24 protein-coding genes are annotated in these 25441 nt (G+C 38.5%); 9 read left to right on the top strand and 15 right to left on the bottom strand.

Annotated features, from left to right (window positions below; all coding sequences use genetic code 11):
* Positions 1-5: 5 nt before the first annotated feature.
* The 11 genes from fabZ to rimO all read right to left on the bottom strand — a co-directional run bounded on the left by fabZ (position 6) and on the right by rimO (position 11477).
* Positions 6-485, bottom strand: a complete 480-nt coding sequence (gene fabZ / locus ABDV70_RS01265; RefSeq protein ID WP_343594912.1) for a 3-hydroxyacyl-ACP dehydratase FabZ — start codon at positions 483-485, stop codon at positions 6-8.
* A 2-nt stretch (positions 486-487) separates the two neighbouring features.
* A complete protein-coding gene (lpxD, locus tag ABDV70_RS01260) occupies positions 488-1558 on the bottom strand; it encodes a UDP-3-O-(3-hydroxymyristoyl)glucosamine N-acyltransferase (RefSeq protein ID WP_343594773.1) in 1071 nt (356 codons plus the stop codon).
* Positions 1559-1561: 3 nt separating this feature from the next.
* Positions 1562-2050 carry an OmpH family outer membrane protein gene (locus ABDV70_RS01255; protein WP_343594771.1) on the bottom strand — a complete coding sequence of 163 codons (489 nt, stop codon included), beginning with the start codon at positions 2048-2050 and terminating at the stop codon, positions 1562-1564.
* A 39-nt stretch (positions 2051-2089) separates the two neighbouring features.
* Positions 2090-4540 (bottom strand): outer membrane protein assembly factor BamA, encoded by a 2451-nt coding sequence (gene bamA, locus ABDV70_RS01250; protein WP_343594769.1) that lies wholly within the window; start codon positions 4538-4540, stop codon positions 2090-2092.
* A 40-nt stretch (positions 4541-4580) separates the two neighbouring features.
* Positions 4581-5936: an RIP metalloprotease RseP gene (rseP, locus tag ABDV70_RS01245; RefSeq protein ID WP_343594910.1), complete on the bottom strand. Its 1356-nt coding sequence runs from the start codon at positions 5934-5936 to the stop codon at positions 4581-4583.
* The gene (gene ispC, locus ABDV70_RS01240) at positions 5936-7138 is read right to left on the bottom strand and encodes a 1-deoxy-D-xylulose-5-phosphate reductoisomerase (protein ID WP_343594767.1); all 1203 of its coding nucleotides are present in this window, start codon (positions 7136-7138) and stop codon (positions 5936-5938) included. The genes rseP and ispC overlap by 1 nt, the downstream gene beginning before the upstream one ends.
* The gene (locus tag ABDV70_RS01235) at positions 7139-7963 is read right to left on the bottom strand and encodes a CDP-archaeol synthase (RefSeq protein ID WP_343594766.1); all 825 of its coding nucleotides are present in this window, start codon (positions 7961-7963) and stop codon (positions 7139-7141) included.
* Positions 7964-7966: 3 nt separating this feature from the next.
* The gene (gene uppS / locus ABDV70_RS01230) at positions 7967-8716 is read right to left on the bottom strand and encodes a polyprenyl diphosphate synthase (RefSeq protein WP_343594764.1); all 750 of its coding nucleotides are present in this window, start codon (positions 8714-8716) and stop codon (positions 7967-7969) included.
* A gap of 3 nt (positions 8717-8719) precedes the next feature.
* Positions 8720-9274, bottom strand: a complete 555-nt coding sequence (gene frr, locus ABDV70_RS01225; protein ID WP_343594762.1) for a ribosome recycling factor — start codon at positions 9272-9274, stop codon at positions 8720-8722.
* Between the two features lie 75 nt (positions 9275-9349).
* Positions 9350-10078, bottom strand: coding sequence for a UMP kinase (gene pyrH, locus ABDV70_RS01220; protein ID WP_343594761.1), 729 nt, complete (start codon positions 10076-10078; stop codon positions 9350-9352).
* Between the two features lie 55 nt (positions 10079-10133).
* Positions 10134-11477, bottom strand: coding sequence for a 30S ribosomal protein S12 methylthiotransferase RimO (rimO, locus tag ABDV70_RS01215; RefSeq protein WP_343594760.1), 1344 nt, complete (start codon positions 11475-11477; stop codon positions 10134-10136).
* Between the two features lie 362 nt (positions 11478-11839).
* On the opposite strand from rimO, the gene glnL reads away from it, so the two are divergent.
* The 4 genes from glnL to argF all read left to right on the top strand — a co-directional run bounded on the left by glnL (position 11840) and on the right by argF (position 16705).
* Positions 11840-12946 carry a nitrogen regulation protein NR(II) gene (gene glnL, locus ABDV70_RS01210; RefSeq protein WP_343594759.1) on the top strand — a complete coding sequence of 369 codons (1107 nt, stop codon included), beginning with the start codon at positions 11840-11842 and terminating at the stop codon, positions 12944-12946.
* Positions 12933-14414: a nitrogen regulation protein NR(I) gene (gene glnG, locus ABDV70_RS01205; protein ID WP_343594758.1), complete on the top strand. Its 1482-nt coding sequence runs from the start codon at positions 12933-12935 to the stop codon at positions 14412-14414. Before glnL ends, glnG begins: the two co-directional genes overlap by 14 nt.
* A 609-nt stretch (positions 14415-15023) precedes the next feature.
* Positions 15024-15677, top strand: coding sequence for a TetR/AcrR family transcriptional regulator (locus tag ABDV70_RS01200; RefSeq protein ID WP_343594756.1), 654 nt, complete (start codon positions 15024-15026; stop codon positions 15675-15677).
* A gap of 107 nt (positions 15678-15784) precedes the next feature.
* Positions 15785-16705 carry an ornithine carbamoyltransferase gene (gene argF, locus ABDV70_RS01195; protein WP_343594755.1) on the top strand — a complete coding sequence of 307 codons (921 nt, stop codon included), beginning with the start codon at positions 15785-15787 and terminating at the stop codon, positions 16703-16705.
* Between the two features lie 603 nt (positions 16706-17308).
* On the opposite strand, the gene ABDV70_RS01190 is transcribed toward argF, so the two are convergent.
* The 4 genes from ABDV70_RS01190 to ABDV70_RS01175 form a co-directional block, all read right to left on the bottom strand.
* Positions 17309-18196: an alpha/beta fold hydrolase gene (locus ABDV70_RS01190; protein WP_343594754.1), complete on the bottom strand. Its 888-nt coding sequence runs from the start codon at positions 18194-18196 to the stop codon at positions 17309-17311.
* Between the two features lie 20 nt (positions 18197-18216).
* Positions 18217-19011 carry a type I methionyl aminopeptidase gene (map, locus tag ABDV70_RS01185; protein ID WP_343594752.1) on the bottom strand — a complete coding sequence of 265 codons (795 nt, stop codon included), beginning with the start codon at positions 19009-19011 and terminating at the stop codon, positions 18217-18219.
* A 282-nt stretch (positions 19012-19293) separates the two neighbouring features.
* Entirely contained in the window at positions 19294-19917 is a 624-nt protein-coding gene (locus ABDV70_RS01180; protein WP_343594750.1) for a glutathione S-transferase family protein, read from the bottom strand.
* A gap of 17 nt (positions 19918-19934) precedes the next feature.
* Positions 19935-20957 carry an NADP-dependent oxidoreductase gene (locus ABDV70_RS01175; protein ID WP_343594748.1) on the bottom strand — a complete coding sequence of 341 codons (1023 nt, stop codon included), beginning with the start codon at positions 20955-20957 and terminating at the stop codon, positions 19935-19937.
* A gap of 143 nt (positions 20958-21100) precedes the next feature.
* Here ABDV70_RS01175 and ABDV70_RS01170 point away from each other — a divergent pair, with 143 nt between their 5' ends.
* From ABDV70_RS01170 to ABDV70_RS01150, 5 genes are all read left to right on the top strand, one after another.
* On the top strand, positions 21101-21712 hold the full coding sequence (locus tag ABDV70_RS01170; protein WP_343594747.1) for a TetR/AcrR family transcriptional regulator: 612 nt from the start codon (positions 21101-21103) through the stop codon (positions 21710-21712).
* A gap of 11 nt (positions 21713-21723) precedes the next feature.
* Positions 21724-22404, top strand: coding sequence for a type 1 glutamine amidotransferase domain-containing protein (locus ABDV70_RS01165; protein WP_343594745.1), 681 nt, complete (start codon positions 21724-21726; stop codon positions 22402-22404).
* Positions 22405-22430: 26 nt separating this feature from the next.
* Positions 22431-23837 (top strand): coniferyl aldehyde dehydrogenase, encoded by a 1407-nt coding sequence (locus ABDV70_RS01160; RefSeq protein WP_343594744.1) that lies wholly within the window; start codon positions 22431-22433, stop codon positions 23835-23837.
* 31 nt (positions 23838-23868) lie between these two features.
* Positions 23869-24846 carry a zinc-binding dehydrogenase gene (locus tag ABDV70_RS01155; protein ID WP_343594743.1) on the top strand — a complete coding sequence of 326 codons (978 nt, stop codon included), beginning with the start codon at positions 23869-23871 and terminating at the stop codon, positions 24844-24846.
* A gap of 66 nt (positions 24847-24912) precedes the next feature.
* A complete protein-coding gene (locus ABDV70_RS01150) occupies positions 24913-25269 on the top strand; it encodes a DUF1304 domain-containing protein (RefSeq protein WP_343594742.1) in 357 nt (118 codons plus the stop codon).
* The last annotated feature ends 172 nt before the right edge of the window (positions 25270-25441 follow it).

The raw sequence follows: 25441 nt of genomic DNA, 5'->3' as shown, positions 1-25441 counted from the left end.
CTGCTCTATATTCTTTGGTGAGAGATAATAATTTCTGCCGTTGTTGCAACTACACCATCTACGCTAGCAGTACAATTATATTTGTAAATACCACGCTTTTGCATAACCAGCTCTGATTTCAGAACCAATTGATCACCTGCAACAACTTGCTTCTTAAAACGGATCTTTTCCGCACCTGCGAACAGGAACAAAGACCCAGGTTTTGGTGTTTCATTATTTAAAACAAACCCCAAAACACCTGAAATTTGAGCTAACGCTTCAATGATTAAAACACCTGGCATAATTGGATATTCAGGAAAGTGTCCTTGAAGAAATTCTTCATTAATTGACACATTCTTGTAACCAACAATGCTGTTATCTGTGATTTCAGTGACACGATCGACCAATAAAAATGGGTAACGATGCGGCAAATATTCACGAATTTTCTGAATACTCATAGGTAATTCAGGTTTATTAAAAGTTGGGGTATTAGACTCTGTGACCATATTCATTTACGTGTATTCAAAGTTGATTCAAGGGACTCAATCTGAGCCTGTATATGATCTAGTCGTTTACCGATTTTGGTCAATGGCACATCTGCTAATTGTCGAAGGCGAACAATTGTCCGACGCCACTGGCCACTTTCAAATAAACCTGTTCCGGAAGAATATGTTCCAGACTCAAAAATACTTTTTGTGACCATTGACATTCCAGTCAAAGTCACATTATCGGTAATTTTTAGGTGTCCTGCGACACCACATGCGCCCGCTAGTATACAGTTTTTGCCAATCGTTGTGCTACCCGCAATGCCTGTTTTTGCTGCAATTGCTGTATTTTCTCCAATATGGACGTTATGCGCGATTTGCACAAGGTTATCAATAATGACACCATCTTCCAAAATTGTGTCATCCAATGCCCCTCGGTCAATACTACAATTTGACCCAACACGGACATGATTTCCAATGCGGACAGATCCTAATTGTGCAATACGATGCCATTTTCCTTGATACGGTGCAAAACCGAACCCTTCACTGCCGATTACAGTATTCGCATGGATACGGACATGATTCCCCATTTTAGTTAAACCGGTAAGTGTTACATGCGAATCAATAAAGCATTGATTCCCGATTTCCACACCATCATCGAGTTTTGTGTGTGATTCAATAATACTTCCTTCACCAACTACACAATTTTCGCCAATGACGACATAATGTCCAATATAGGTATTATCAGCAATCATTGCAGAAGGATGAATTTTGGCTGTACTTTCTATCCCACGTGACATTCTTTTTATTTCAAAAACATGTGTCAACATTGCAAAAGCAAGGTAGGGATTATCGACAATAATGAAGTTTTGATGATGGATAAGCTGAGATTGTAAATCACGAGAAATAATCAATGCACCCGCTTTTGAATGCAGTGCTTGCTCGATATATTTTTCACCGTTTACAAATGAAATATGATGTGTTGTTGCTTGTTCTAAACTGGCCAAGCCTGAAATTTTAACCTCAGCTTGACCAATTAGCTCACCTTTAACCAGATGAGCTAATTCTTGTAACGAATAAATATGTTGATTCATTAATTACTTCATCGTATTAACCTTTTGAATCATTTTATCAGTTAAATCGTTCTTAGCGTCATAGGCAAGTGCTGAGTTTTTATTCAAAACAAAATCTAAATTGCCTTCTTTACGTAATTGTTCGGCTGCTTGCTGCACTCGAGCTGTAAAAGTTTGACTTGTTGTTTGGCTCGTTGTCTGAACACGTTGCTGAATATTTTGTTCAAGAGAGTTAATTTCACGTACTTTTGTATCGTATTGTGTTTTTAACTGAGCAACTTCAGCAGGTTTTGCAGAACCAGCTTTTGCTTGTAACGCTTGAATATCTTTATTCAATTGTTCAACGCGATCAGCCGATGGTTTTACTGCTGATTGTAAGCTAGTGTTTTGTTGTTTTAAGTATGTACTGCTTTCAACAACACGCTGCATATCAACAACGCCATAACCAGCAGCGTGTGTTAAACCTGCTACACTAAAGCCAGCAACAAGTAATAATGTTGATAATTTTTTCATTTTAAATTCCTTTAATCATTCATTTTTTAAAGATCGTACTTAGAAAGTACGACCAATCTGGAACTGAACCGCTTGGGTGTTATCACCATCTTTTTTATTCAATGGGAATGCATAGCTGATCGATAATGGACCAATCATTGTAATCCAAGTTAAACCGACACCTGCGCTATAACGTAAATTTCCAGCATCAAATCCAAAGTTGTCTTTACAGTATTGTTTACCATTAATTGTTGTCGAACTAATCGATGGATCGTTAAAGTCACCTACGTTTTTACACTCAGTATCAAATGTTTGACCACCTTCGACAAATAATGTTGGTCGAACTTGACGCGCCCAATCACCTTTAGCTGGAACAGGTAAAATGACTTCTGCACCAAACTGAACAAGTGCATTACCACCTGTTGAATTTTTACTTGGATCAGTTGTATTTGTACCGCTGTAGTAAACACCCGGATAACGTGGCCCTAGAGTATTATCTTCATAACCACGGACTGAACCCCAGCCACCTGCATAGAAGTTTTTCCAGAATGGCAAGTCATGTCCGTAGCCAAGTTTTCCATAACCATGTAAACCAAAGCCTTTACCGATTGGGAAGAACACCTGACCACTATAAGTGATTTTTTGGTAATCAGCATCACTACCCGGTAAAGCAATTTCCAAGTTCACATTATGTAGCTGACCAGAGGTTGGCAGCATTGGGCGGTTTAATGTATTAAAAGACCATCCTAAGTTTACAAGGTAATTTAGATAATCCCCCTGGAACTCACTATCGTAAGTTGTACCATTATTTGTTGCTGTTGCTTTAACACTACCGCCATGGCTAAGCAAATAATCTCTAAATGCTGTCGAACCATACTCATCTGTCGAGATCTTGGTTTTCTCAATACCTAAAGACCCACTTAAACTTTGGTTCTCATCAATTGGGTATGACAAGCTTGCATTCGCACCATAGCTTTCAGAGTAGTAATCACTGACATGGTAATTATCATACGGTTTTGTCTTTTTATAATAGACGTTATAACCCGCACTTACACCATCAATGGTGAAGTATGGATCTGTAACCGATAAATTATAGTTTGTTGAATATGAAGATTTGGTAAAGTCAAATCCTACGCTATTCCCTGTTCCCAAGAAGTTAGACTGACTAATCCCTGCCTGATAGGTAATACCACCACTTTGTGAGTAACCAACTGCAAGCGTACTTGTACCAGAGTGCTGTTCTTCAACATTCACATCCAAGTCAACTTGGTCAGGGACATTGGGAATACGTACAGGTTTAATGTCAACTGTTTTAAAGAAGCCCGTACGCTCTAAACGAACTTTTGACAAATCAATTTTTTCATTACTTGCCAATGCACCTTCCATCTGACGCATTTCACGACGTAATACTTCATCCTGTGTTTTTGTATTACCTGTAAAATTGATACGACGGATTGTCACTTGCTGACCCGGATTAATGTAATAGTTCACATCAACCACTTTGTTGTCATTATCAATTTGAGGAACAACATTGACTTCGGCAAAGTAATAACCTGCATTTCCATATTTACGTAACAGTAAATTTTTTACAGAATCAATTTTTGCTTGAGAATAAGTATCGCCGTCTTTATAAACTTGCAATGTTTGAAGTTCTTCAGGTTTAAATAAGGTATCCCCTAAAAACTTGGTTTTACCAACTTTAAATTGCTGACCTTCATCAATAGAAACTTCTACAAAGATTTTTTTCTTATCTTCACTAATATTAAGGTTTGATGAGTTAACTGCAAAATTCACATAACCATCATTTAAGTAAAGTGCGCGTAATGCTTCTAGGCTCGACGCCATACGTTCTTTCGCATAACGGTCATTACGTGTCACAATTGACGACCAGCTGCTTTCTTTTAAAGCAAAGGCTTGTTTAATTTCGTCATCACTAAAGACGGTATTACCAATAATGTTAATTTCTACAACTTTTGCAGGCTTACCTTCTTTAAAATTAATAGTAAGGTCAACGCGGTTATTCGGACGTGGCGTTGTAACTACAGAAACATTTGCATCGTATCGCCCTTGTTGAACATATTGTTGCTCAAGCTCGGTTTCAATATTTTGTAATGTTGATTTTTTAAGTACTTCACCTTCTGCAATTCCCATCTTTTTCAGACCGTCTTGCAAAGCTTCTTTTGGAATCAGCTTGTTCCCTTTAAACTCAACTTTGGAAATAACTGGGCGCTCAACGACATTGAAAACCAATGTATTGCCTTGTTGTGATGCTTTAATATCATCAAACAACCCTGAATTATATAGGGAATGTATCGCATTATTTAAAACTGCATCATTGACACGATCACCACTTTTGATGGGCAACATGCTATATAAATTGGCAGGTGTAAGACGAACCAATCCCTCAAATTTAATGTCTTGAGCAACAAATTCGTCTGCCGCATAGACTTGTTGTACAGCAGCCATTGCACTAATCAGTGCCAAAGGCATAAAAATATGTGTGTGACGCATGCCTATTTTTTCCACTAAGTTGAATATTGTGTGAAACCTGTTATAACCGCATAAAATCATTAAATAAAGCGAGAATCATCATACTTCCCAACAATACCATACCGATTTTAAACCCAATAAGTTGTATTTGTTCCGAAACAGGTTTCCCTCTAATTGCTTCGATAAAATAATAAACTAAATGACCACCATCAAGCATTGGAATAGGTAAAAGATTCAAAATACCTAAACTAACACTCATTAATGCCATAAATGAAATGAATGTTTGCCATCCCATCTCTGCACTTTGGCCTGCTACCTTTGCTATCGTAATAGGTCCCGATAAATTTTCTAAACCGATTAATCCGCGCACCATTTTAACCATAGAGTTTAAAATCATACTCGAAATTTCACCAGTTTTTTGTAGCGCTTTTTCAAACGCCTGTACAGGTGAATATTGAATCGTTTGCTTGTATACATCGGGAATAATAATTTTTTCTGTACGTGCCTGAACACCCAGCATACCCGTTACATTACCCATCTGATCCCGCTTACCCTGAGGCATTACCGCTAAATTTACAGGTTTTCCATTTCTTTCAACCTGAATATTCAATAATTTTTCTGGAGATTTTTGAATAATATCAACCACATCAAACCAATCTGGTGTTTTAACCTGATTAATCGAAACAATCGTATCACCAGCTTTCATCCCTTGACGAATTGCCGCACCATCTTCACTAAGCTGTGAAATAACAGGTGGAATGTGAGGTCTATAAGGTAAGAAACCTAAACTTTCTACAGCAGATGTACCTTGATCTTGTAAAAAATGCTGAATAGGTAGACTAAAGTTTTTTAGCTGCCCTTGATGTTCAGCCTGTACCTGAATTTGTCCAGTTTCACCAGCACGATCAACCAAAGCAAAATTCAGTGCTTCCCAAGTCGGTGTAGATTTGCCATCTACAGCAACCACTTTATCTCCAGCCTGCAATCCTGAAATTGCAGCAGATGTTTCGGGCAAAACTTTACCAATACGGGTGTTTAATTGTTCTTGTTTCGGTAGAAATAAAACCCAGAATAATAAGACAGCAAAAAGCAGATTAATTAATGGTCCCGCTGCAACAATCGCAATACGTTTCCATGCAGGTTGTTTATTAAAGGCATAAGGTAATTCATCTTGACTTACATTACCCTCACGCTCGTCCAGCATTTTTACATAACCACCTAAAGGTAATGCCGAAAGCCGATACTGAATACCTGTTTTTTTAGATGTCCAGTTTAAAATTGTCGGGCCAAAACCAATAGAATAAACAAGAACCTTAACCCCCAAACGACGTGCAACCCAATAATGCCCAAACTCATGAATTGCGATAAGTGGTCCAAGTAATAATATGGCGGCACATATCATAAATAAAATATTCATCATTGACCTCCAATCAACTGTTCTACACGCTGCCGTGCGACATCTCGCGCCAAATGATCTGCATGGAGAATAACATCTAGAGACTCTGCGTTATTTGGAGTGATCTTATTTATTGTAAATTCAACAACTTCAGGTATTGCGGTAAATGAAATTTTTTCTTCGAGAAAAGCGGCTACTGCAATTTCATTTGCAGCGTTTAAGATCGCAGGCGATGTCCCACCTATACGCATTGCCTGTCTCGCCAATGCTAAAGCTGGAAAACGCTGGATATCAGGCTCTTGGAAATTGAGCTGTTGATTTAAAAATAAATCTAGTGCAGGAACAGATGTAGAGATACGCTTCGGCCAAGCCAATGCATGTGCAATTGGCGTACACATATCTGGGTTACCCATTTGAGCCAACGTTGAACCATCCACATATTGAACCATAGAATGAATGATACTCTGTGGATGCACAACAACTGTAACAAAATGTTCAGAAATTGAAAACAAATGACATGCTTCGATTAATTCTAAACCTTTATTCATTAAAGTTGCAGAATCAACTGATATTTTTCGCCCCATAGACCAGTTTGGATGCTTACATGCCTGAGCAGGTGTTACTGTTTGAAGTTGATCCAAAGAGAAATTTAAAAATGGCCCACCTGAAGCAGTTAATAAAATTTTTGACACCCCAAGCTGAGGCTGATTATTTGTTTCTAGTTGTAAGTAATTTTGTGGTAAGCATTGGAAAATCGCATTATGCTCCGAATCTACAGGAAGTAAGAGCGCATTATGTTGCTTGGCAGCTTGCAACATAATTTCACCAGACATCACCAAGGCTTCTTTATTGGCAAGTAAAATACGTTTGCCTGCCTTGACCGCTGCTAAAGTTGGTAACAAACCTGCCGCCCCGACAATGGCTGCCATAACGATATCTACATCGGGATGAGCCGCAACAGCAAGCAACCCAGCTTCGTCTGCCAGAATTTCAATATGCTGAAGTTGATGCTGCTTTAATAACTGCGCAAATCGATCAACATGAACAGACGGAACTACTGCTATTTTTGGATTAAACTGTTTACATATTTCGATTAACTTTTCGATTCGACTATTTGCCGTGACAGCAAATACAGAATATTGGTCTGGATGTTCTGCCAATACTTTTAGTGTACTTTCACCAATCGAACCTGTAGCGCCCAATATACAAACAGTTTGTAACATTTATAAATCTACACCAATAAGTTTTAAAAGATAAAGACCTGTAGCAAAAATAGGTGCTGCAGCCAACAATGAGTCAATGCGATCTAGAATTCCGCCATGCCCTGGTAAAATTTGTCCAGAATCTTTCACACCAGCACGACGTTTGATCATCGATTCAAACAAATCACCCTGTACTGAAGCAAACACTGTAATCATAGACAATATTAAAAATAAAATATGTTGAATTAAAGTTAGATGCAGATAGTAACTTTGCACAAATAATGTGATAACCAGTGTTGTAACTATCCCACCAACCAATCCTTCTACAGACTTATTCGGGCTCACGTTAGGTGCCATTTTACGATGACCTAATTTGCGACCTACAAAGTATGCGCCACTGTCTGCACCCCATACCAGTGAAAATAAGTACATGAGCCACCAAGGCGAATTTTCCCATACAGAAAAGATTGCCGTTACAGCAGATGAGATCAGGATTAATCCAATAATATTTAGGCTTTTATTATACCAACCATCGTAATCTGGAAAGTTTTTTACCCAATAAACACTCAGCATCCAGACAAGAATCGATGCTGACCAAAACAATAATGTAATATCGTGATAGTAAAGTGCAATAACTGTAATAATAAACGCTAGAAAAGCATATGCCCAAGCAAATACGGGACGTGTTGATGGGTTATGCACTGGCATTAATTTATACCACTCATACCCTGCCAAAGTTGCCGCGACAACCATTAAAATAAGCATAGGATAATGAGATGGTGTGGCAAACATGCAACTTAAAACAATTGCCACTAACACGAGTGCGGTTTTTATCCGCTCAAACATGAATTATTTCTCAATTTTCTCTTGTAAGATTTGTTCGGAAGTTTTTCCAAAACGTCGCTCTCTTTTTGTAAAAATTTTGAAGGCTTGATCCAACTCTTGCGTTGTAAATTCTGGCCACAAAGTATTTGTAAAATAGAGCTCTGCATAAGCAGCTTGCCAAAGCAAGAAATTTGAAATCCGATAATCGCCACCCGTTCGAATGAGTAAATCTACAGCAGGTAGATCACCTAATTGAACATATTGACCAAATAGCGTGGTGTCAATCTCTTCTGTCCGAATTTCCTGACGTGCAACTTTTTCTGCGATTTGCTTTGCAGCATTCGCAATATCCCACATTCCACCATAGCTAATCGCAATAGTAAGCGTCATTTTATTAAAATGAGCAGTTTTTGCTTCTGCTGAAAGTAGAAGTTGCTGTAAATCGGCAGAAAGACGAGAGCGATCTCCAATAAAACGTAAAGCAATCTCAAACCGAATCATCCGTGGTATTTGCTCATAAATTGTTTGTTCTAACAATTGCATGAGTAAATCCACTTCAGGTTGCGGTCGGTTCCAGTTTTCACTTGAAAAAGCAAAAACAGTCAGTGCTTTGACACCTAATTCACGACAATGCTCAACAATAGGATCAAGAGTATTCTTCCCTTCCTTGTGACCATCCCCTTTTTCAAGATGCTTTTTTTTAGCAAACCGATTGTTGCCATCCATGATGATGGCAACATGTTGAGGAAGATGAATGTCGTCTAAAGTCGTCATTCATTAAACCTTCATTAGCTCTTCTTCTTTTGCAGCAAGACGTTTATCAACCTCTGCTACATATTTATCGGTAATTTTCTGAATATCATCGCTTGCACGACGTTCATCATCTTCAGAAATCTCTTTTTCTTTCAACAATGCCTTAATGTCACCCAAAACATCACGACGGATATTACGAATGGCAACTTTTGCATTTTCAGCTTCGCTTCGTGCAACTTTCTGCATGTCACGACGTGTTTCTTCTGTTAATGCTGGTAAAGGAACACGAATTGAGTCAGCAGTAATTGGGTTTAAACCTAAATCACTTTCACGGATTGCTTTATCAATTGTTGATACCATTTGACGTTCAAATGGTTGAACGATAAGCGTACGTGAATCTTCAATGCCGACGTTTGCAACCTGATTCAATGGAACATCTGAGCCATAGTAAGGAACCATAACACCATTTAAAATAGATGGGTGTGCACGGCCAGTACGAACTTTAGCAAAACCTTGTTCTAAAGACTCGATTGACTTTTGCATGCGCTGTTCGCTGTCTTTTTTAAGATCGTTAATCATCTGATTTACCTTACTTTCTCAAAACTTCTAAATAAAAATTAGCGTTAGTATAAAGAGCTTTATCTCTCACGTACATCAATTCGTTACGTGAGTTCCCTCTTTTTCACCCATAATCACAGATAATAGTGCACCAGCTTTGTTCATATCAAAAACTTGCAATGGAACGTTATGATCACGGCACAAGCAAATTGCTGTTAAATCCATTACACCTAACTTTTCATCCAAAATTCGATCGAAGGTTAAGTGATCATATTTAACAGCATCGTCATATTTACTTGGGTCTTTGTTATAAACACCGTCTACTTTCGTTGCTTTTAGAATAAGTTTGGCTTCGATTTCAATACCACGTAAACACGCTGCGGTATCTGTTGTAAAGAACGGGTTTCCTGTTCCTGCAACAAACACACATACTTCGCCATTGCTTAAATGACGAATTGCATCACGGCTAGAATATGGCTCTACCACTGTTCCAATTGAAAGTGCTGACATTAAACGCGTTTTGATGTTGCGACGTACAAGCGCATCACGCATTGCCAAACCATTCATCACAGTTGCAAGCATTCCCATTTGGTCGCCAGTGACACGTCCAACCAAACCATCTTTTTGAAGTTGGCTTCCGCGGTATAAGTTTCCGCCCCCAACAACAATACCAACCTGTACACCCAAACCAACCAAATGTGCAATTGATAATGACATTTGATCAAGCACTTGTGCATCAATACCCATTTCTTTATTACCAGAAAGTGCCTCTCCTGATAATTTGAGTAAGATACGTGAGTAATGAGGGCTGTTTTTATCCGCCATGACTTTTTGCTCCGAAAGCGAGTATTTGAATGAATGCTAATTTGGGGTGAGTGAATTAATTTGCTTTAATTTTAATCAATTTAGCAAATAAATCATATTCGTCTGCATCGGTAATTTCTACCTCTAGCAACGCACCAGGTTGTATCTGTGATTTATCAATATCTTCTACAAAGACATTTCCATCAATCTCAGGTGCATCTGCATATGAACGTGCAACAGCAACTGGATAGTCATCTTCCAGACCATCAACCAAAACTGTCATGGTTTGACCAATACGTTGTTTTAGTTTTTCAGCAGAAATTTCTTGTTGAACCTGCATAAAACGCTCATATCTCGCTTGTTTGATATCTTCAGGTACATGATCAGGTAAATCGTTTGCTGTAGCGCCTTCAACTGGTGAATAGGTAAAACATCCTACACGGTCAAGTTTAGCTTCTTTTAACCAGTCCAGTAACAGTTGGAAGTCTTCTTCTGTTTCACCTGGGAAGCCAACAACGAATGTTGAACGAATCACAAGTTCAGGGCATTTTTCACGCCAGACTTTTAAACGCTCTAGTGTATTTTCACTATGCGCTGGTCGTTTCATCAGTTTTAGAATACGAGGGCTGGCATGTTGGAATGGAATATCCAGATAAGGTAAGATTTTACCTTGTGCCATCAAGTCAATCACCGCATCAACATGTGGATATGGATAGACATAATGTAGACGAACCCAAATTCCAAGCTGACCAAGTGCTTCACACATGTCATAGAACTTGGTTTTTACAGGCTGGCCGTTCCAGAAGTCTAATTTGTATTTAGTATCGACACCATACGCTGAGGTATCTTGTGAAATGACAAGAACTTCTTTTACACCTGCACGTTTAAGTGCTGCTGCTTCTTCTAAAACAGATCCAACTGGGCGAGAAACCAAATCACCACGCATGCTTGGAATAATACAGAACGTACAACGATGATTACAGCCCTCAGAGATTTTGAGGTAAGCATAGTGTTTTGGTGTTAAACGAATACCTTGCTCTGGAACCAAATCAATAAATGGATTGTGTTTCGGTGGTGCTGGTACATATTCGTGTACAGCTTCCATGACATCCTGATATGCAGCCGCGCCTGTTACTTTTAAAACATTTGGGTGCATTTGTCTGATTTTGTCTTCATCCTTGCCTAGACAGCCAGTGACAATCACACGTCCATTTTCGCTCATCGCTTCGCCAATCGCATCAAGCGATTCCTGAACAGCCGACTCAATAAAACCACATGTATTGACAACAACTAGATCTGCACCATCATAATCAGATGCAACCTGATAACCTTCAGTACGCAACTGGGTTAAGATACGCTCAGAATCGACCAATGCTTTAGGACAACCTAAAGATACAAAACCGACTTTGGGGGATTTCATGCAACAACTACTCCACTAGAATGCGCGTATTGTATGTCTTTTCCTTGCATAAGCATAGGCATAAAAAGCACAGAATCATCAACGCACCAAAATATTGCTTAAGTTTTGTCTACTCAAATATCATGCACCATATCTGTGCAAAATCATTGTACTTCTGATACATTTTAATTCTAATTTTTTAAATATGCTTATATTTAGCAGGTTATTTAGAGTTTCTTTGCCTAAAAATAAAACATTTTTAAAAGTTGGCTTGTATTTTGCTTAAATTTAAGAATATTCAATGTATGCAATGTTCCATAACAGGGAGCAAAAGGTATAAAAAAGATGCCATTGCGCCATTTTACATCAGGAAGATTTCACTAATGGATCAGCCCACAATTGATTACCGACTTTTAGTGGATAACTTAACAACTGCTATTTTGCTAGTAGACAAAAACTTAAATATTTTTTATCTAAACTCTGCGTGTGAAGCACTTTTTGATATTAGCTTGTTGCGTGCCTCGGGTATGCCTGTCACTCAGCTACTACAAGCACCAAATGATAGTTTTGATACACGTGAAGCTTTACTCAATACGCTAAAAACGAGCCAAGCATATACACGCCGTGAAGCAACCATTAATGTGAACTTTCGGGATATTCATGTTGACTATTCAGTATCCCAACTCAACACTGGAAAACCGTACCACCCTTTGTTGCTGATTGAACTAAACCCAATTGACCGCATGCTGAAAATTTCAAAAGAAGAAAACTTAATTCAGCAGCACCAAGTGACACGTCAACTGATTCGCGGTGTTGCGCATGAAATTAAAAATCCACTTGGTGGGATTCGGGGTGCAACACAACTTCTTGCCAGAAGTTTAAATGATCCGAAATACAATGAATTTACCGACATTATTATTAATGAAGTTGATCGGCTACGCACCCTTGCAGATACCATGCTTGGTTCAAGACAACTTCCAAGCTATATTGATGTCAATATACATGAACCTCTCGAACGTGTTCGCTCACTGATTGCAAATCAGACCAAAAAGAAAATTACCATTATTCGAGACTACGACTTGTCATTACCTGATGTAAAAGCAGATCGGGATCAACTGATTCAAGTCATGCTCAATATTAGTGTCAATGCTGTACAAGCAATGCTTGAAAATAAAGACTTTTTTAAAGACCACAAGCCTGAGCTGACATTACGTACTCGAATACAGCGCTTAGTTACCATCAATGGTGTTTTGAATCGTTCAGCGATTCGAGTGGACATTGAAGACAATGGGCCTGGTATTCCTGAAGAAATTTTAGAATCCGTCTTTTATCCACTGGTGACAGGTCGAGCCAACGGCACAGGACTTGGACTCAGCATTGCGCAAAATATCATGCATCAACATAACGGAATGATTGTTTGTCATTCTGTCGCTGGAAAAACTGTATTTAGCTTATATCTACCTTGGGAGTCGCAACATGTCGCGAAATAAAATTTGGGTGATTGATGATGATCGCGCCATGCGTTGGGTATTGGAAAAAACCTTTAAGGAAGAAGGTTTCGATGTTACAAGCTTTGAAGAAGCGCAAAGTGCTTTAGATCAGCTATTAGAAGATGCGCCTGACGTTATCTTAACCGACATCCGTATGCCCGGAATTGATGGGCTGACTTTTTTAGGCAAAGTCAAAAGCAACTACCCTGACTTACCTGTCATTATTATGACTGCACACTCTGACCTCGAATCTGCTGTTTCAAGCTATCAGACAGGTGCGTTTGAGTATTTACCAAAACCATTCGATATTGATGAAGCCTTGGCTTTGGTGAATCGTGCGATTTTACATATCACCAAGTTACAACAACAAGAATCTGCAAAAACCAGTTCTCCAATTCAATCTACAGAAATCATTGGCGAATCCCCTGCTATGCAGGAAGTATTCCGTGCCATTGGTCGTTTATCGCAATCACATATTACTGTATTAATTAATGGTGAATCTGGAACAGGTAAAGAACTTGTTGCTCATGCGCTACATCGCCATTCTCCACGAAAAGCAAAGCCTTTTATTGCACTGAATATGGCTGCAATTCCAAAAGATTTGATCGAAACAGAACTTTTCGGGCATGAAAAAGGCGCATTTACAGGTGCAAATACACAAAGACAAGGTCGTTTTGAACAGGCCAATGGCGGTACTTTATTTTTAGATGAAATTGGCGATATGCCTTTTGAAACACAAACACGGTTGTTACGTGTTTTAGCCGATGGCGAATTTTATCGCGTAGGTGGACATATTCCTGTAAAAGTAGATGTTCGTATTGTGGCAGCAACCCATCAGGATTTAGAAAGACTGGTAAATGAAGGTCGTTTCCGTGAAGACTTATATCACCGCTTGAACGTAATCCGTATTCATATTCCTAAACTGTCTCATCGTAGTGAAGATATTCCGATGCTAGCACAACATTTTCTGGAAGATGCCGGTAAAGAACTAGGCGTAAGCCCTAAAATTTTACGTCCAGAAACCATCAGCTATATGCAGCAACTTCCGTGGCCGGGTAACGTCCGCCAGTTAGAAAATACTTGTCGCTGGTTAACAGTGATGATCACTGGACGCGAAGTTTATCCCGAAGATCTTCCTAATGAATTGAAACAAATTCCAATCCATAAAGCAGCCGATAGTGCTACTCCTGCTGTCAACGCAGAGCGTGCGAACAATCAGCATTGGGATGAATTGCTCGGACAATGGGCTGTTCAAAAACTGCGTAATGGCGAAATGAAAATTTTAGACATTGCAACGCCAATGTTTGAGAAAACCCTGATCAATGCAGCGCTTCAACAAACACGTGGACGTAAGCGCCATGCGGCTGAATTACTTGGTTGGGGGCGAAATACACTCACCCGCAAACTAAAAGAACTTGGAATGGATGCAACAGATGACGAGGAAGAAGAAGTTTCAACCATAGAGTAAGCCTCAATCCGTTTCGTGCTTCAAAAATCGCATCAACTTTGGTGCGATTTTTTTATAAAATCACATAAAACTAAATTATATTTCATGATCAGAAATAATTATGTAACCCAACATTATGCCCAAGAAAATGAATCGTTTTTATAAAGATTAAATATTTATATCCACATAATAAAAATCCTCTTCAGGAAAAATTTTAATGTACTTTCAAAAATCCACTATATTAATTTTGATTAATACACAAAAGACTAGCGCTATAAAATATTCCCATACTCTTTTTAATATAATTTTTAAGTTAAAATAAAAGACCACATTATTATTAATTCATAAAAAAAGACCATTTATTTTATAAGAGAATAAAATTAGATATGTTAAAAATCTAAGAATTCTTCCTGTACGAAAAACCAAATATTTTATAAAAATATGATGTATTTTTCACACGAACTGAAGCTCAATAAGAACAAATATTAAACAATACAGCAACTATAGAGAGAATAACAAAATATGACAACAAATCTCTCCTATCCAAATAACCAAATCATCTCAGACAACACCTTATTTTTATGACTGGATTTGTTATACTAAACTAGAAATCTTTAATTTTTTATGAATATGTCAGCAGATCAATTGGATCATTGCCATTGCAACATTCCACCTCAAACCAAACGTGGCTTTGAGCGCCGTCTTGCGTTTGTATTGTCTGCGACTACCCTTTTTTTAGAAAAGGGATATGACGATGTTTCTTTAGATGATGTTGTCAATCACGCTGGTGGCTCTAAAGCATCTATTTATAAATATTTCGGAAATAAAAAAGGGCTATTTAAAGCCATTTGTGACTATAGACGAGATATGTTTTTTCAGGAACTATTTCGAGATAAAAGCACTTTTGAACAACTTGACCTTGAAGCTTTTTTATTTAAAACACTCGAGAACTTTTACCGACATATTAGTCAAATTGAGAACCAAAAATTTATTCGACTTCTTGTTGAACAAGTAAAACATAATCCTGATTTATCAGAATATTTATATAAAGAATGCCCTGAAAAGATTTTGGAGCTTGTCAGCCAAAAACTCATTTGTGCACATCAAAAAAATATTATTGTATGTGAAAACCCGATTTATACATCTCAGATGTATTTAGGAATACTTTGGCATATAGAATGGCAAATTTTAATGGGCGTCCCACTTTCCCAAAACTTTGAAGAGATTCAATCCTATATTCAATATAGTATTAAATTACTCTTAAAATCAGTTCAATATCGATAATTCTTTGCATTTCTACATGGTTATCAGTATATTAACCGATTCCTTTTTTCTTTTAACAAACGACTCATTGTTGCATCTTTAATGTAGCAACAATAGTGGAGTAACTCATGGCTCTACGGCATTTTCTGACTTTACGTGACCTCTCTACCGCCGAATTAAATCGTGTCATTGCCCGTGCGCAAGAATTAAAACATCTTCAACACGAAAACCAAGTCTATCAACCATTCGTTGGTAAGGTCTTAGGGATGATTTTTGAGAAGTCGAGTACCCGCACTCGTGTTTCATTTGAAGCTGGTATGAGCCAATTTGGTGGTAGTGCAATTTTCTTGTCTCCTCGTGATACCCAACTGGGACGTGGTGAGCCAATTGAAGATTCTGCACGTGTAATTTCAAGTATGCTTGATATTGTAATGATCCGTACTTTTGGTCACGATATTGTTGAGCGCTTTGCATCATACTCAAAAGTTCCTGTAATCAATGCCTTAACCGATGACCACCATCCTTGCCAACTTTTAGCTGATGTTCAAACATTTGTAGAACACCGCGGAAGCATTGAAGGAAAAACCGTTGCATGGATTGGTGATGGTAACAATATGTGTAATTCATATATTGAAGCTGCACATATGTGGGGATTTAAATTAAAAATCGCTTCTCCAAAAGGCTATGAACCAAAACCAGAGTTTTTGTCTGAATTTGCACATTGTGTTGAGTTGGTTGATTCTGCTGAAGATGCAGCAGTAAATGCTGATTTGATTGTGACAGATGTTTGGGCATCTATGGGACAAGAAGAAGAGCAAAAAATTCGTGAAAAAGCATTTGCTGATTATCAAGTAAATGAAAAATTAATGAGTTTAGCTCATCCTGACTGCTTATTTATGCACTGCTTACCTGCACATCGTGGTGAAGAAATCTCTGAAACCATGTTAGAACATCCAAATGCTGTGGTATGGGATGAAGCTGAAAACCGTTTACATGCTCAAAAAGCATTAATGGAATTTTTAATTCTTGAAAATTTAAAGAAAAATTAATTTCAAATTACACTTCTTTAAGCCTATGTTTATCAACAATAAGCATGGGCTTTTTATTTTCAAGAATCCTTAAACTGACTATTCGATAATACAGGTCTTCTGTCTTCTAAATTTTCAGTCATATAGGTTTGTATTTCAAGTATCTGTAAAATAAATAGAAAATCTATCTTTTAGATGCTAATGACCCAAATTTTAAAAGTAAAAATAATTGAATCCAAATTAACCACTCTCAACAAAGTATATAAAATAACCACATCTTAAAATCATGGCAACACTTTAATCTTATTTTAAACTAGCCGATATTTTCATTTATTTCCAATTTAGATCGTTTAGGAACGTGAGTTATGAATAAAATACCAACAAACTACCAATATTTTTTTATCCTGAGTTCAGAAATTCGTTTTAAAAATTTTTATGCTTAGGCTATTTTAAAATACAAAATTAAAATCACCATCAATTTATTCCTATTTTAATCTGGATTATGAATAAAAATTTCCACTAATTAAGCGATAAATGTCATTTTTATTTTCATGAATTTACTGACTAGGTTCTATTTTTTAATCGTATTATCATGCAAGTATTTATTAAATCAAATTTAGTCTTTTATAAATTCTGCTTCAAGAACTGAACCTGTAAATCAATTTCCTGTTTAAAAAAAGGTCCTTGTTTATTTACACTATCAAAATGTGTCATAGGAAAATGAAAGAACTGGATATTACTAATTTTAGATACTGTCTTTTCAATCGCCTTAAATGGAATTAACGTATCATTTCCCGCAGCAATAATAAGTACAGGGCATTTAATTTTATGTACGACTGTTATTGGTCGATAACGATTAATATCGAGCATAATTCGAGCTGGTACTTGCCCTGTCCATTTAGAATCGGCAGGAATGGTTTGCATAAACTCATCATAACTCTGCTCCCCTGCTAGACAAGACACGCCTTGTTTTGCAATAACTGGAATTCGTACAGGCGCTTTGTGCGTTGCTATAGAAAGTAGATCTTGTAATGCTAATTTTAGTGCTGAAAAGAAGTATTTTTTAGGATAAAGCATAGCGCTTGCTAACCCATCGACATGAGGAACAAGCGCAATAGTTGCTCGAATGTTAGGAAGTTCCGAGGCAAGTGTAAGTACATGCCCTCCACTAAAGGAAACACCCCATAAAAATAAATGGTCTAGATCGACATTCTGCCATTGCTGAACTTGAGCAATCACATTTCGCCAGTCGGTTAAATGATGCGCAGGAGACACCAACTCTCTTGGCTCGCCTGTACTGTCGCCAAAGCCTCGGTAATCAAACAAAACAACTGCAAAACCTTGAGCTACAAATTCGACAGCAACATCTGGCAAACTAAAACGGCGTTCACACGCAAAACCATTTGCCATAATGATGACAGGTGGTTTAGTGATTTGTTCTGGAGAATAAAAATCTGCCGCTAAAGTTTCTCCCTCACTTTGAAATTGAATAGTTTGAATTTTATACGGCATGATGATTCTCCAGAGATTTATTATATTGCAGGGAAATTTCCTGTCCCTTCTGGCCACGGCGTTAACAGCTCGAATCCAGTATCGGTCACTGCAACCATATGTTCCCATTGTGCAGACCACGAGCCATCAACAGAGACAACTGTCCAACCATCGGCAAGTTCTTTTACGTGTGGTTTTCCTAAATTCACCATAGGTTCAATGGTGAAAACCATCCCCTTTTTCAAGGCTAAGCCTAAACCAGGTGTACCATAATGTACGACACTCGGTTGTTCATGGTAGACCTTCCCAATGCCATGTCCGCAGTACTCCCGAACAATACTATAACCTTCTTTTTCGGCAACTGTTTGAATGGCATGACCAATATCGCCCAAGGTTGCATTTGGTTTTACGGCATGAATCCCTGCAACCATTGCAGCATACGTGGTTTCTACAAGTTTTTTAGCTTTAGGACTCACCTCACCGACATAGTACATTCGGCTCGTATCACCAAAATATCCATCTTTAATAATCGCGACATCAATATTAATAATATCGCCTTCTTTTAAAATAATTTTGTCCGATGGAATTCCGTGGCAAATCACTTCGTTTGGAGAAATACAGGTTGATTTTGTATAACCATAATAACCAATATTGGCTGGAATCACTTTTAATGTATTCACAATAAATTCATGACAAATGCGATCCAATTCTCCAGTGGTAATCCCTGGTTTGACATATTCCCCAATCATTGCTAATACTTCTGCCGCTAAACGACCAGATATTCTCAATTTTTCAATATCTTGTTCTGTTTTAATGACAACTTTTGAAGCGCGCATGTGAGAATCCTATTTAAAAACTTAGGCTATTTAAATCTGCTAAGAAAATTTTTGAAATGATAATGCTTTGATTGTACAAGAATCTGATAAACCATTCTAATATTTAATTGAAAATGGACAGGATGACTTTACGATGTGTTCATTTTGCTATTCCACTGATCTCACTTTGATGACCAATGCGCCAGATGTTGTGCGCTGTGCAAAATTATTTAAATACTTAGGCTATTTACTACGATCAGGAAAGGCTGTCATAAATAACAACCTTTCCATTTTTGCTTTAGATTACATGTCTTTTTCAATTTTTAATGCACGTTGCCAACTCGGGAATGCTTCTAAATTATGTAAATATTGAATAATATTTGGGTATTGATCGGCTATTTTTAATTTATAAACCAAACCATAAATGACAAAGCCAAGCATAAAATCTGCACCTGTCAAACGATTATCCACAAGAAAGCGTTTTCCTTGTAAATACTGCTCTAGGTAACCAAAAACCTTATCAAACTCAACCTGTGCATAATGATCTAAAAAGGTCAGCATCGTTCCCTTTTGCATTTCTATCGCAGTAAAAACCTTTAATAAGTAAGGCACCATCGCCGAGCTTTCTGCAAAATGAACCCATTGTAAATAATCGATATAAGCATCTTCATGGGGTTGCGGCGCTAGATGAGGCGCATATCGCTGTATAAGGAGTTCTACAATTGCGCCAGACTCAGCAATTACTTTCCCATCCAGTTCAATGACAGGTGATTTACCCAATGGGTGAATATTTTTGAGTTCTGGGGGCGCCAAATTCGTTGTAGCATCTCGATAATACGGTTTTAACGTATACGGCTGCCCTATTTCTTCAAGCAACCACAAAATACGTAATGAGCGAGATTGGTTTAAATGGTGTAGTACAATCATGTCGAATATTCCCAAATTTAAAGTTTAATGACCAGTTTTCCGAAGTTTTTCCCTTCAAGTAACCCAATAAAGGCATCCACCGTATTTTCCAAACCTTCTACAACTTGTTCTTTATATTGAATTTTGCCTGCTGCGAGCCATTCCGACATTTCTTTATAAAAAGTTGGGTAATGCGATGCATAATCATCAAAAATAATAAAGCCTTGAACACGAACGCGCTTTTTAATCAGCATCGTCATAAATTCGGGTAAACGATCCATCCCTTGCGGTTGCTTATTTGTTGCATTGTATTGAGACACAACACCACATACAGGTATACGTGCAGCCGTATTTAATAATGGTAATACTGCATCAAATACTTTTCCGCCTACATTTTCAAAGTAGATATCAATTCCATTCGGAACCGCATCTGCCAGTTGTGTTGCAAAATCAGCATCGTAATGATTTAAACACACGTCAAAACCAAGCACTTCAACGGCGTAACGGCATTTGTCTTCTCCACCTGCAATACCAACAGTACGACAGCCTTTTAATTTTGCAATTTGTCCAACCGTTGCCCCCACAGGCCCTGTAGCCGCAGCAACCACCAGCGTTTCACCTGCTTTGGGTTGTCCAATATCCAATAATCCCATATATGCGGTAAAGCCCGGCATTCCCAAAATCCCAAGTGCCCATGATGGATGATCAGGTTGCATACCTAAACTCTGGCACTGTGCACCATCAGTAATGCTATAACGCTGCCAGCCACCGCCAGATAGCACCCATTCACCCACTTGAAACTTTGGATTTTTAGATTCAACCACCTGACTAATGGTTCCACCCACCATTACATCCCCAATACCAACAGGCGCAGCATAAGAAGGACCATCATTCATCCGTCCACGCATATAAGGGTCTAATGATAAATACACTGTTTTCAAAAGCAGTTGACCATTCTGAATTTCGGGTAACTGTTGCTGCTCTAAACGAAAATTCGCTTGCGTTGGCGCACCATAAGGACGAGAAGCTAAAACAATACGCTCATTGGTGACAGTACTCATACTCAATCACTCCTACATAACGGTATAAAGATAAAATTTACAAATGACTAAAAAGTGACGCTTTGATCTTCTTTACAAACATCTTAAATCAGATATACTAAAAAACAAGACGACTGGTCTATTTTTATTTAGGTAGTAACATAATGTCTACAAATCAAGCAAAAAAATCGGAAGCGAAACGTTTGCATATTCTAGATACTAGTTTCACACTGGTTCTGCACAAAGGGTTTGTTGGTGTTGGTCTACAGGAAATTTTAAAAAATTGTGGAATTCCTAAAGGTTCTTTTTATCATTATTTTGAGTCTAAAGAGGCCTTTGGCTGTGAATTGCTACAACATTATATTAATGACTATCAACAACGCTTAAACCTGCTGTGGGCAAACAATGACACGGCAAAAGCAAAAATTTTAAGCTATTTTCAAAAATGGATTGAAGATCCAGAACAACAGGAAAGTTGGGCAGATCGCTGCCTTATCGTTAAGTTGGCTGCCGAGGTTGCGGATCTCTCCGAAGATATGCGACTGATTATGGATCAAGGTACCAAAAATCTGATCCAGCGCATTACAGACTTAATTCATCAGGGAATGGAAGATCATTCCATCCAAACACAAACAAATCCGGCAGCAGTCGCACAAGTCATTTATCAAATGTGGCTTGGCGCTGCGCTACTCAGCAAATTACATAAAGATAAAACCCCATTACATCAGGCATACCATGCAACAGCGTTCATGCTCAGTGGTTGCCAATCGTCATAGGAATATACACAATGAAAGTATTAATGGTACTTACCTCACACGACCAATTAGGCAATACAGGTCATAAAACAGGTTTTTGGTTAGAAGAATTTACCTCGCCTTATTATGTATTTAAGGATGCAGGGGCAGAAATCGTTCTCGCCTCTCCTAAAGGCGGTCAACCGCCTCTTGACCCTAAAAGCGATTTACCCGATTTTCAGACAGACTCTACACGTCGTTTTGAAAAAGATCTTGCTGCACAACAACAACTCGCTAATACTTTGCCACTGGATCAAATTCATGCTAGTGACTTTGACACCGTATTTTACCCTGGTGGTCATGGCCCATTATGGGATTTAAGCAATGATGCAAAATCAATTGCGCTGATTGAAGCCTTTGCACGTAGCAATAAACCTCTCGGCTTTGTATGTCATGCGCCTGCTGTACTCAAAAACGTGAAAAAAGACAATGGTGAGTCTTTTGTAAAAAATAAAAAAGTAACTGGTTTTTCAAACAGTGAAGAAGAAGCCGTTCAATTAACAGATGTGGTTCCCTTCCTGATTGAAGATGAATTTAAAGCACAAGGTGCGGACTATGAAAAAGGTGCCGACTGGCATTCTTTTGTTGTTGTCGATGGACATCTGGTAACAGGTCAAAATCCTGCTAGCTCGGAAGCCGTGGCAGAACAGTTGTTAAAGCAACTTCAAGTCTAATCATGGACTCATTCAGGATATACAATATGAAACAACAATTAATAGAAAAGCTCAATGCAATGAAACAGGCACATCTTCAAGATGGGCCTGCCAGCCTAGAATTACGTATTGATCGTTTAGCACGGGCAAAACAGCTACTATTGACACATCATCAGGCACTCATTGATGCCATTCGTGAGGATTTTGGTCATCGTAGTCCCTATCAAAGTTTAGTTTCAGACATTCTCGCTTCTGTGGGAGCGTTAGATATGGCAAGTGAAAACCTAAATGTCTGGATGCAAAATGAAACAGTAACTGCACCTGTTGCAGGAATGAAAACTGAAATTCAATATCAGGCATTGGGCGTTGTTGGCATTATTAGCCCGTGGAATTTTCCATTAAACCTTGCTTTTAGCCCATTGGCAGGCGTTTTTGCTGCGGGTAACCGCGCCATGCTGAAGCCTTCCGAACTCACACCCCGTACCAGTGCTTTACTTGCTCAATTAGTCCCACAATATTTTTCTGAAAATGAACTTCATGTCGTAACGGGTGATGCAAGTATTGGTGCAACCTTTAGTGAATTGCCATTTGATCATCTCATTTTCACAGGCAGTACACAGGTTGGTAAACATGTCATGCGGGCTGCTGCGGAAAATCTAGTTCCTGTCACGTTGGAACTTGGGGGCAAATCACCTGTTGTCATTACAGCAGATACCGATATTCAGACAGCAGTTGAACGTACACTTACCATCAAAACATTCAATGCAGGGCAAATTTGTATTTCCCCAGACTATGTTTTATTACCAGAACATCTACAAAGTGCTTTTGTTGAACATGCACATGATTTTATCAAGCAAACTTTTCCAACCTTTCAGGAAAATATTGATTACACGGCGATTGTAAGTGACCGTCATTATCAACGCTTAATTGGTTTACTCGAAGATGCTCAGGCAAAAGGCGCAACCATCGTCCCTCTTGCAAGCGATTCATCTGAAGCAACAACCAATGCACAAACACGTAAAATTGTGCCTACACTCATTTTAAATGCAACTGACGATATGCTTGTGATGCAAGAGGAAATTTTTGGGCCACTACTGCCTTTAAAAACGACTGCAACACTTGAAGATGCCATTCATTACATTAACTCGCATCCTCGCCCGCTTGCTGCATACTACTTTGGGCAAGATACAGCACAGCAAAATGATTTTGCACAGCGCACAACATCTGGCGCATTGGTCATCAATGACGTTATGACCCATGCCATTGTGGAAGACTTACCTTTTGGAGGGGTTGGTGCTTCAGGAATGGGGGCATATCACGGTATTCATGGTTTTAGACGATTTAGCCATGCGAAAGCCGTTGTCGTACAAAATCAGAACGGAGAGTCCAATCTACGTTTACGTGCGCCTTATCAGGATAAATTCGCTGAACTAAAAGCATTGCTTTCAGCCTAAACCGCTTTCATATTTATATAAGAGGATTGCCATGCAGAGTATTATCCACCGCCAATTTGGCGAACCTGTTGATGTCCTAGAACAAGCAGACATGCCAAAACCTGAACCCAAAGCAGGTGAAGTCCGCATTAAAATGATTCTATCTCCAATGCATAACCATGATATCTGGACGGTACGAGGTCAATATGGCTACAAGCCAGAATTACCTGCAATTGGCGGTAGTGAAGCCGTTGGGATAATTGATGCTTTGGGTGAAAACGTCCAGCATGTACAAATCGGACAACGTGTTGCGGTTGCTTCGGTACATGAAACATGGGCTGAATATTTCATTGCACCTGCACAAGGTCTGGTTCCTGTGCCAGACACCATCAATGATGAAACAGCAGCACAATTGATTGGTATGCCAATTAGCGCCCTCATGCTTTTGGAATTTTTGAATATCCAATCTGGACAATGGATGATTCAGAACACTGCCAATGGTGCCGTTGGTAAAACCGTTGCAATGATTGCCAAAACGCGCGGTATTCATGTCATTAACCTTGTCCGTCGTGAAGAAGCAATTAGTGAACTCCATGAACTGGGGATCGAACATGTCATTGCAACCCATCATCCTGACTGGAAAAAGCAGGTACAAGACATTTTAGGTGAAAACGACTTATTTGCCGCTGTAGACTCAATTGGTGGCCGTACGAGCGGTGAGTTGCTCTCACTATTAGGCAATAACGGTGTTTTGGTTTCTTTTGGCAGCATGACTGGGGAACCAATGCAAATCTCTTCAGGTGACCTTATTTTTAAACAAGCCGTTGTTAAAGGATTCTGGGCAAGTGTGATTAGCCAGAATATGGCTCCTGAAAAGAAAAAATCGCTGATTATTGAATTACTCACGCTAGCAAGTCAAAAACAGCTCATTTTACCAACCGATGGCATTTATCAGTTCAAGGACATTCAGCAGGCTGCCCAAAAAGCGACTCAAATGGCAAGAAAAGGAAAAATCCTGCTAAAACCTTAAATCCATAATTAATCTGTCTTATACGCTAAGGCAGATTAATTCAAACAAATAGAAGGATAAATCACCATGATCAGCACTATTTTAATTACGCTTATTGGGTTACTTCATGTCTACATTTTGGTTGTAGAAATGTTTTTGTGGGATAAACCTTATGGTTTAAAAGCATTTAGGAATACACCAGAAAAAGCCAAAATCACCAAAGTTATGGCACAAAATCAGGGGTTATATAACGGATTCTTAGCAGCGGGGCTTTTTTGGTCACTTCTTGCAAATCCACTTTATTCAACAGTATTAGCGAACTTCTTTTTAGCTTGCATATTCATTGCAGGGATTTATGGTGGTCTTACTGCAAACCGTAAAATCATTTTTATTCAGGCTGTCCCAGCACTCATTACACTTCTTTTGGTCAATATCGGGTACTAATTTAGAATGAACAAATCAGCGGCTTTTTTGAAAGTCGCTTTTTTATTTAAAATAATACTGAATCAACTTAAAATATAATAAAAGCTCACCCACCTCTGTTTTACGCCAACTTTATTCTTTTTATTGAAAAAATGTATTGCCCAAAACAAAAGTCTATTCAGGTTTTAGCATA

It is taken from the genome of Acinetobacter sp., assembly GCF_039596015.1.
Lineage (GTDB): Bacteria > Pseudomonadota > Gammaproteobacteria > Pseudomonadales > Moraxellaceae > Acinetobacter.
This window is presented reverse-complemented; position numbering and strand designations above follow the sequence as displayed.

Coding starts and splice junctions, on each gene's coding strand:
- fabZ (WP_343594912.1), bottom strand. CDS start 485: ATGGTCACAGAGTCTAATACCCCAACTTTTAATAAACCTGAATTACCT.
- lpxD (WP_343594773.1), bottom strand. CDS start 1,558: ATGAATCAACATATTTATTCGTTACAAGAATTAGCTCATCTGGTTAAA.
- ABDV70_RS01255 (WP_343594771.1), bottom strand. CDS start 2,050: ATGAAAAAATTATCAACATTATTACTTGTTGCTGGCTTTAGTGTAGCA.
- bamA (WP_343594769.1), bottom strand. CDS start 4,540: ATGCGTCACACACATATTTTTATGCCTTTGGCACTGATTAGTGCAATG.
- rseP (WP_343594910.1), bottom strand. CDS start 5,936: ATGAATATTTTATTTATGATATGTGCCGCCATATTATTACTTGGACCA.
- ispC (WP_343594767.1), bottom strand. CDS start 7,138: ATGTTACAAACTGTTTGTATATTGGGCGCTACAGGTTCGATTGGTGAA.
- ABDV70_RS01235 (WP_343594766.1), bottom strand. CDS start 7,963: ATGTTTGAGCGGATAAAAACCGCACTCGTGTTAGTGGCAATTGTTTTA.
- uppS (WP_343594764.1), bottom strand. CDS start 8,716: ATGACGACTTTAGACGACATTCATCTTCCTCAACATGTTGCCATCATC.
- frr (WP_343594762.1), bottom strand. CDS start 9,274: ATGATTAACGATCTTAAAAAAGACAGCGAACAGCGCATGCAAAAGTCA.
- pyrH (WP_343594761.1), bottom strand. CDS start 10,078: ATGGCGGATAAAAACAGCCCTCATTACTCACGTATCTTACTCAAATTA.
- rimO (WP_343594760.1), bottom strand. CDS start 11,477: ATGAAATCCCCCAAAGTCGGTTTTGTATCTTTAGGTTGTCCTAAAGCA.
- glnL (WP_343594759.1), top strand. CDS start 11,840: ATGGATCAGCCCACAATTGATTACCGACTTTTAGTGGATAACTTAACA.
- glnG (WP_343594758.1), top strand. CDS start 12,933: ATGTCGCGAAATAAAATTTGGGTGATTGATGATGATCGCGCCATGCGT.
- ABDV70_RS01200 (WP_343594756.1), top strand. CDS start 15,024: ATGTCAGCAGATCAATTGGATCATTGCCATTGCAACATTCCACCTCAA.
- argF (WP_343594755.1), top strand. CDS start 15,785: ATGGCTCTACGGCATTTTCTGACTTTACGTGACCTCTCTACCGCCGAA.
- ABDV70_RS01190 (WP_343594754.1), bottom strand. CDS start 18,196: ATGCCGTATAAAATTCAAACTATTCAATTTCAAAGTGAGGGAGAAACT.
- map (WP_343594752.1), bottom strand. CDS start 19,011: ATGCGCGCTTCAAAAGTTGTCATTAAAACAGAACAAGATATTGAAAAA.
- ABDV70_RS01180 (WP_343594750.1), bottom strand. CDS start 19,917: ATGATTGTACTACACCATTTAAACCAATCTCGCTCATTACGTATTTTG.
- ABDV70_RS01175 (WP_343594748.1), bottom strand. CDS start 20,957: ATGAGTACTGTCACCAATGAGCGTATTGTTTTAGCTTCTCGTCCTTAT.
- ABDV70_RS01170 (WP_343594747.1), top strand. CDS start 21,101: ATGTCTACAAATCAAGCAAAAAAATCGGAAGCGAAACGTTTGCATATT.
- ABDV70_RS01165 (WP_343594745.1), top strand. CDS start 21,724: ATGAAAGTATTAATGGTACTTACCTCACACGACCAATTAGGCAATACA.
- ABDV70_RS01160 (WP_343594744.1), top strand. CDS start 22,431: ATGAAACAACAATTAATAGAAAAGCTCAATGCAATGAAACAGGCACAT.
- ABDV70_RS01155 (WP_343594743.1), top strand. CDS start 23,869: ATGCAGAGTATTATCCACCGCCAATTTGGCGAACCTGTTGATGTCCTA.
- ABDV70_RS01150 (WP_343594742.1), top strand. CDS start 24,913: ATGATCAGCACTATTTTAATTACGCTTATTGGGTTACTTCATGTCTAC.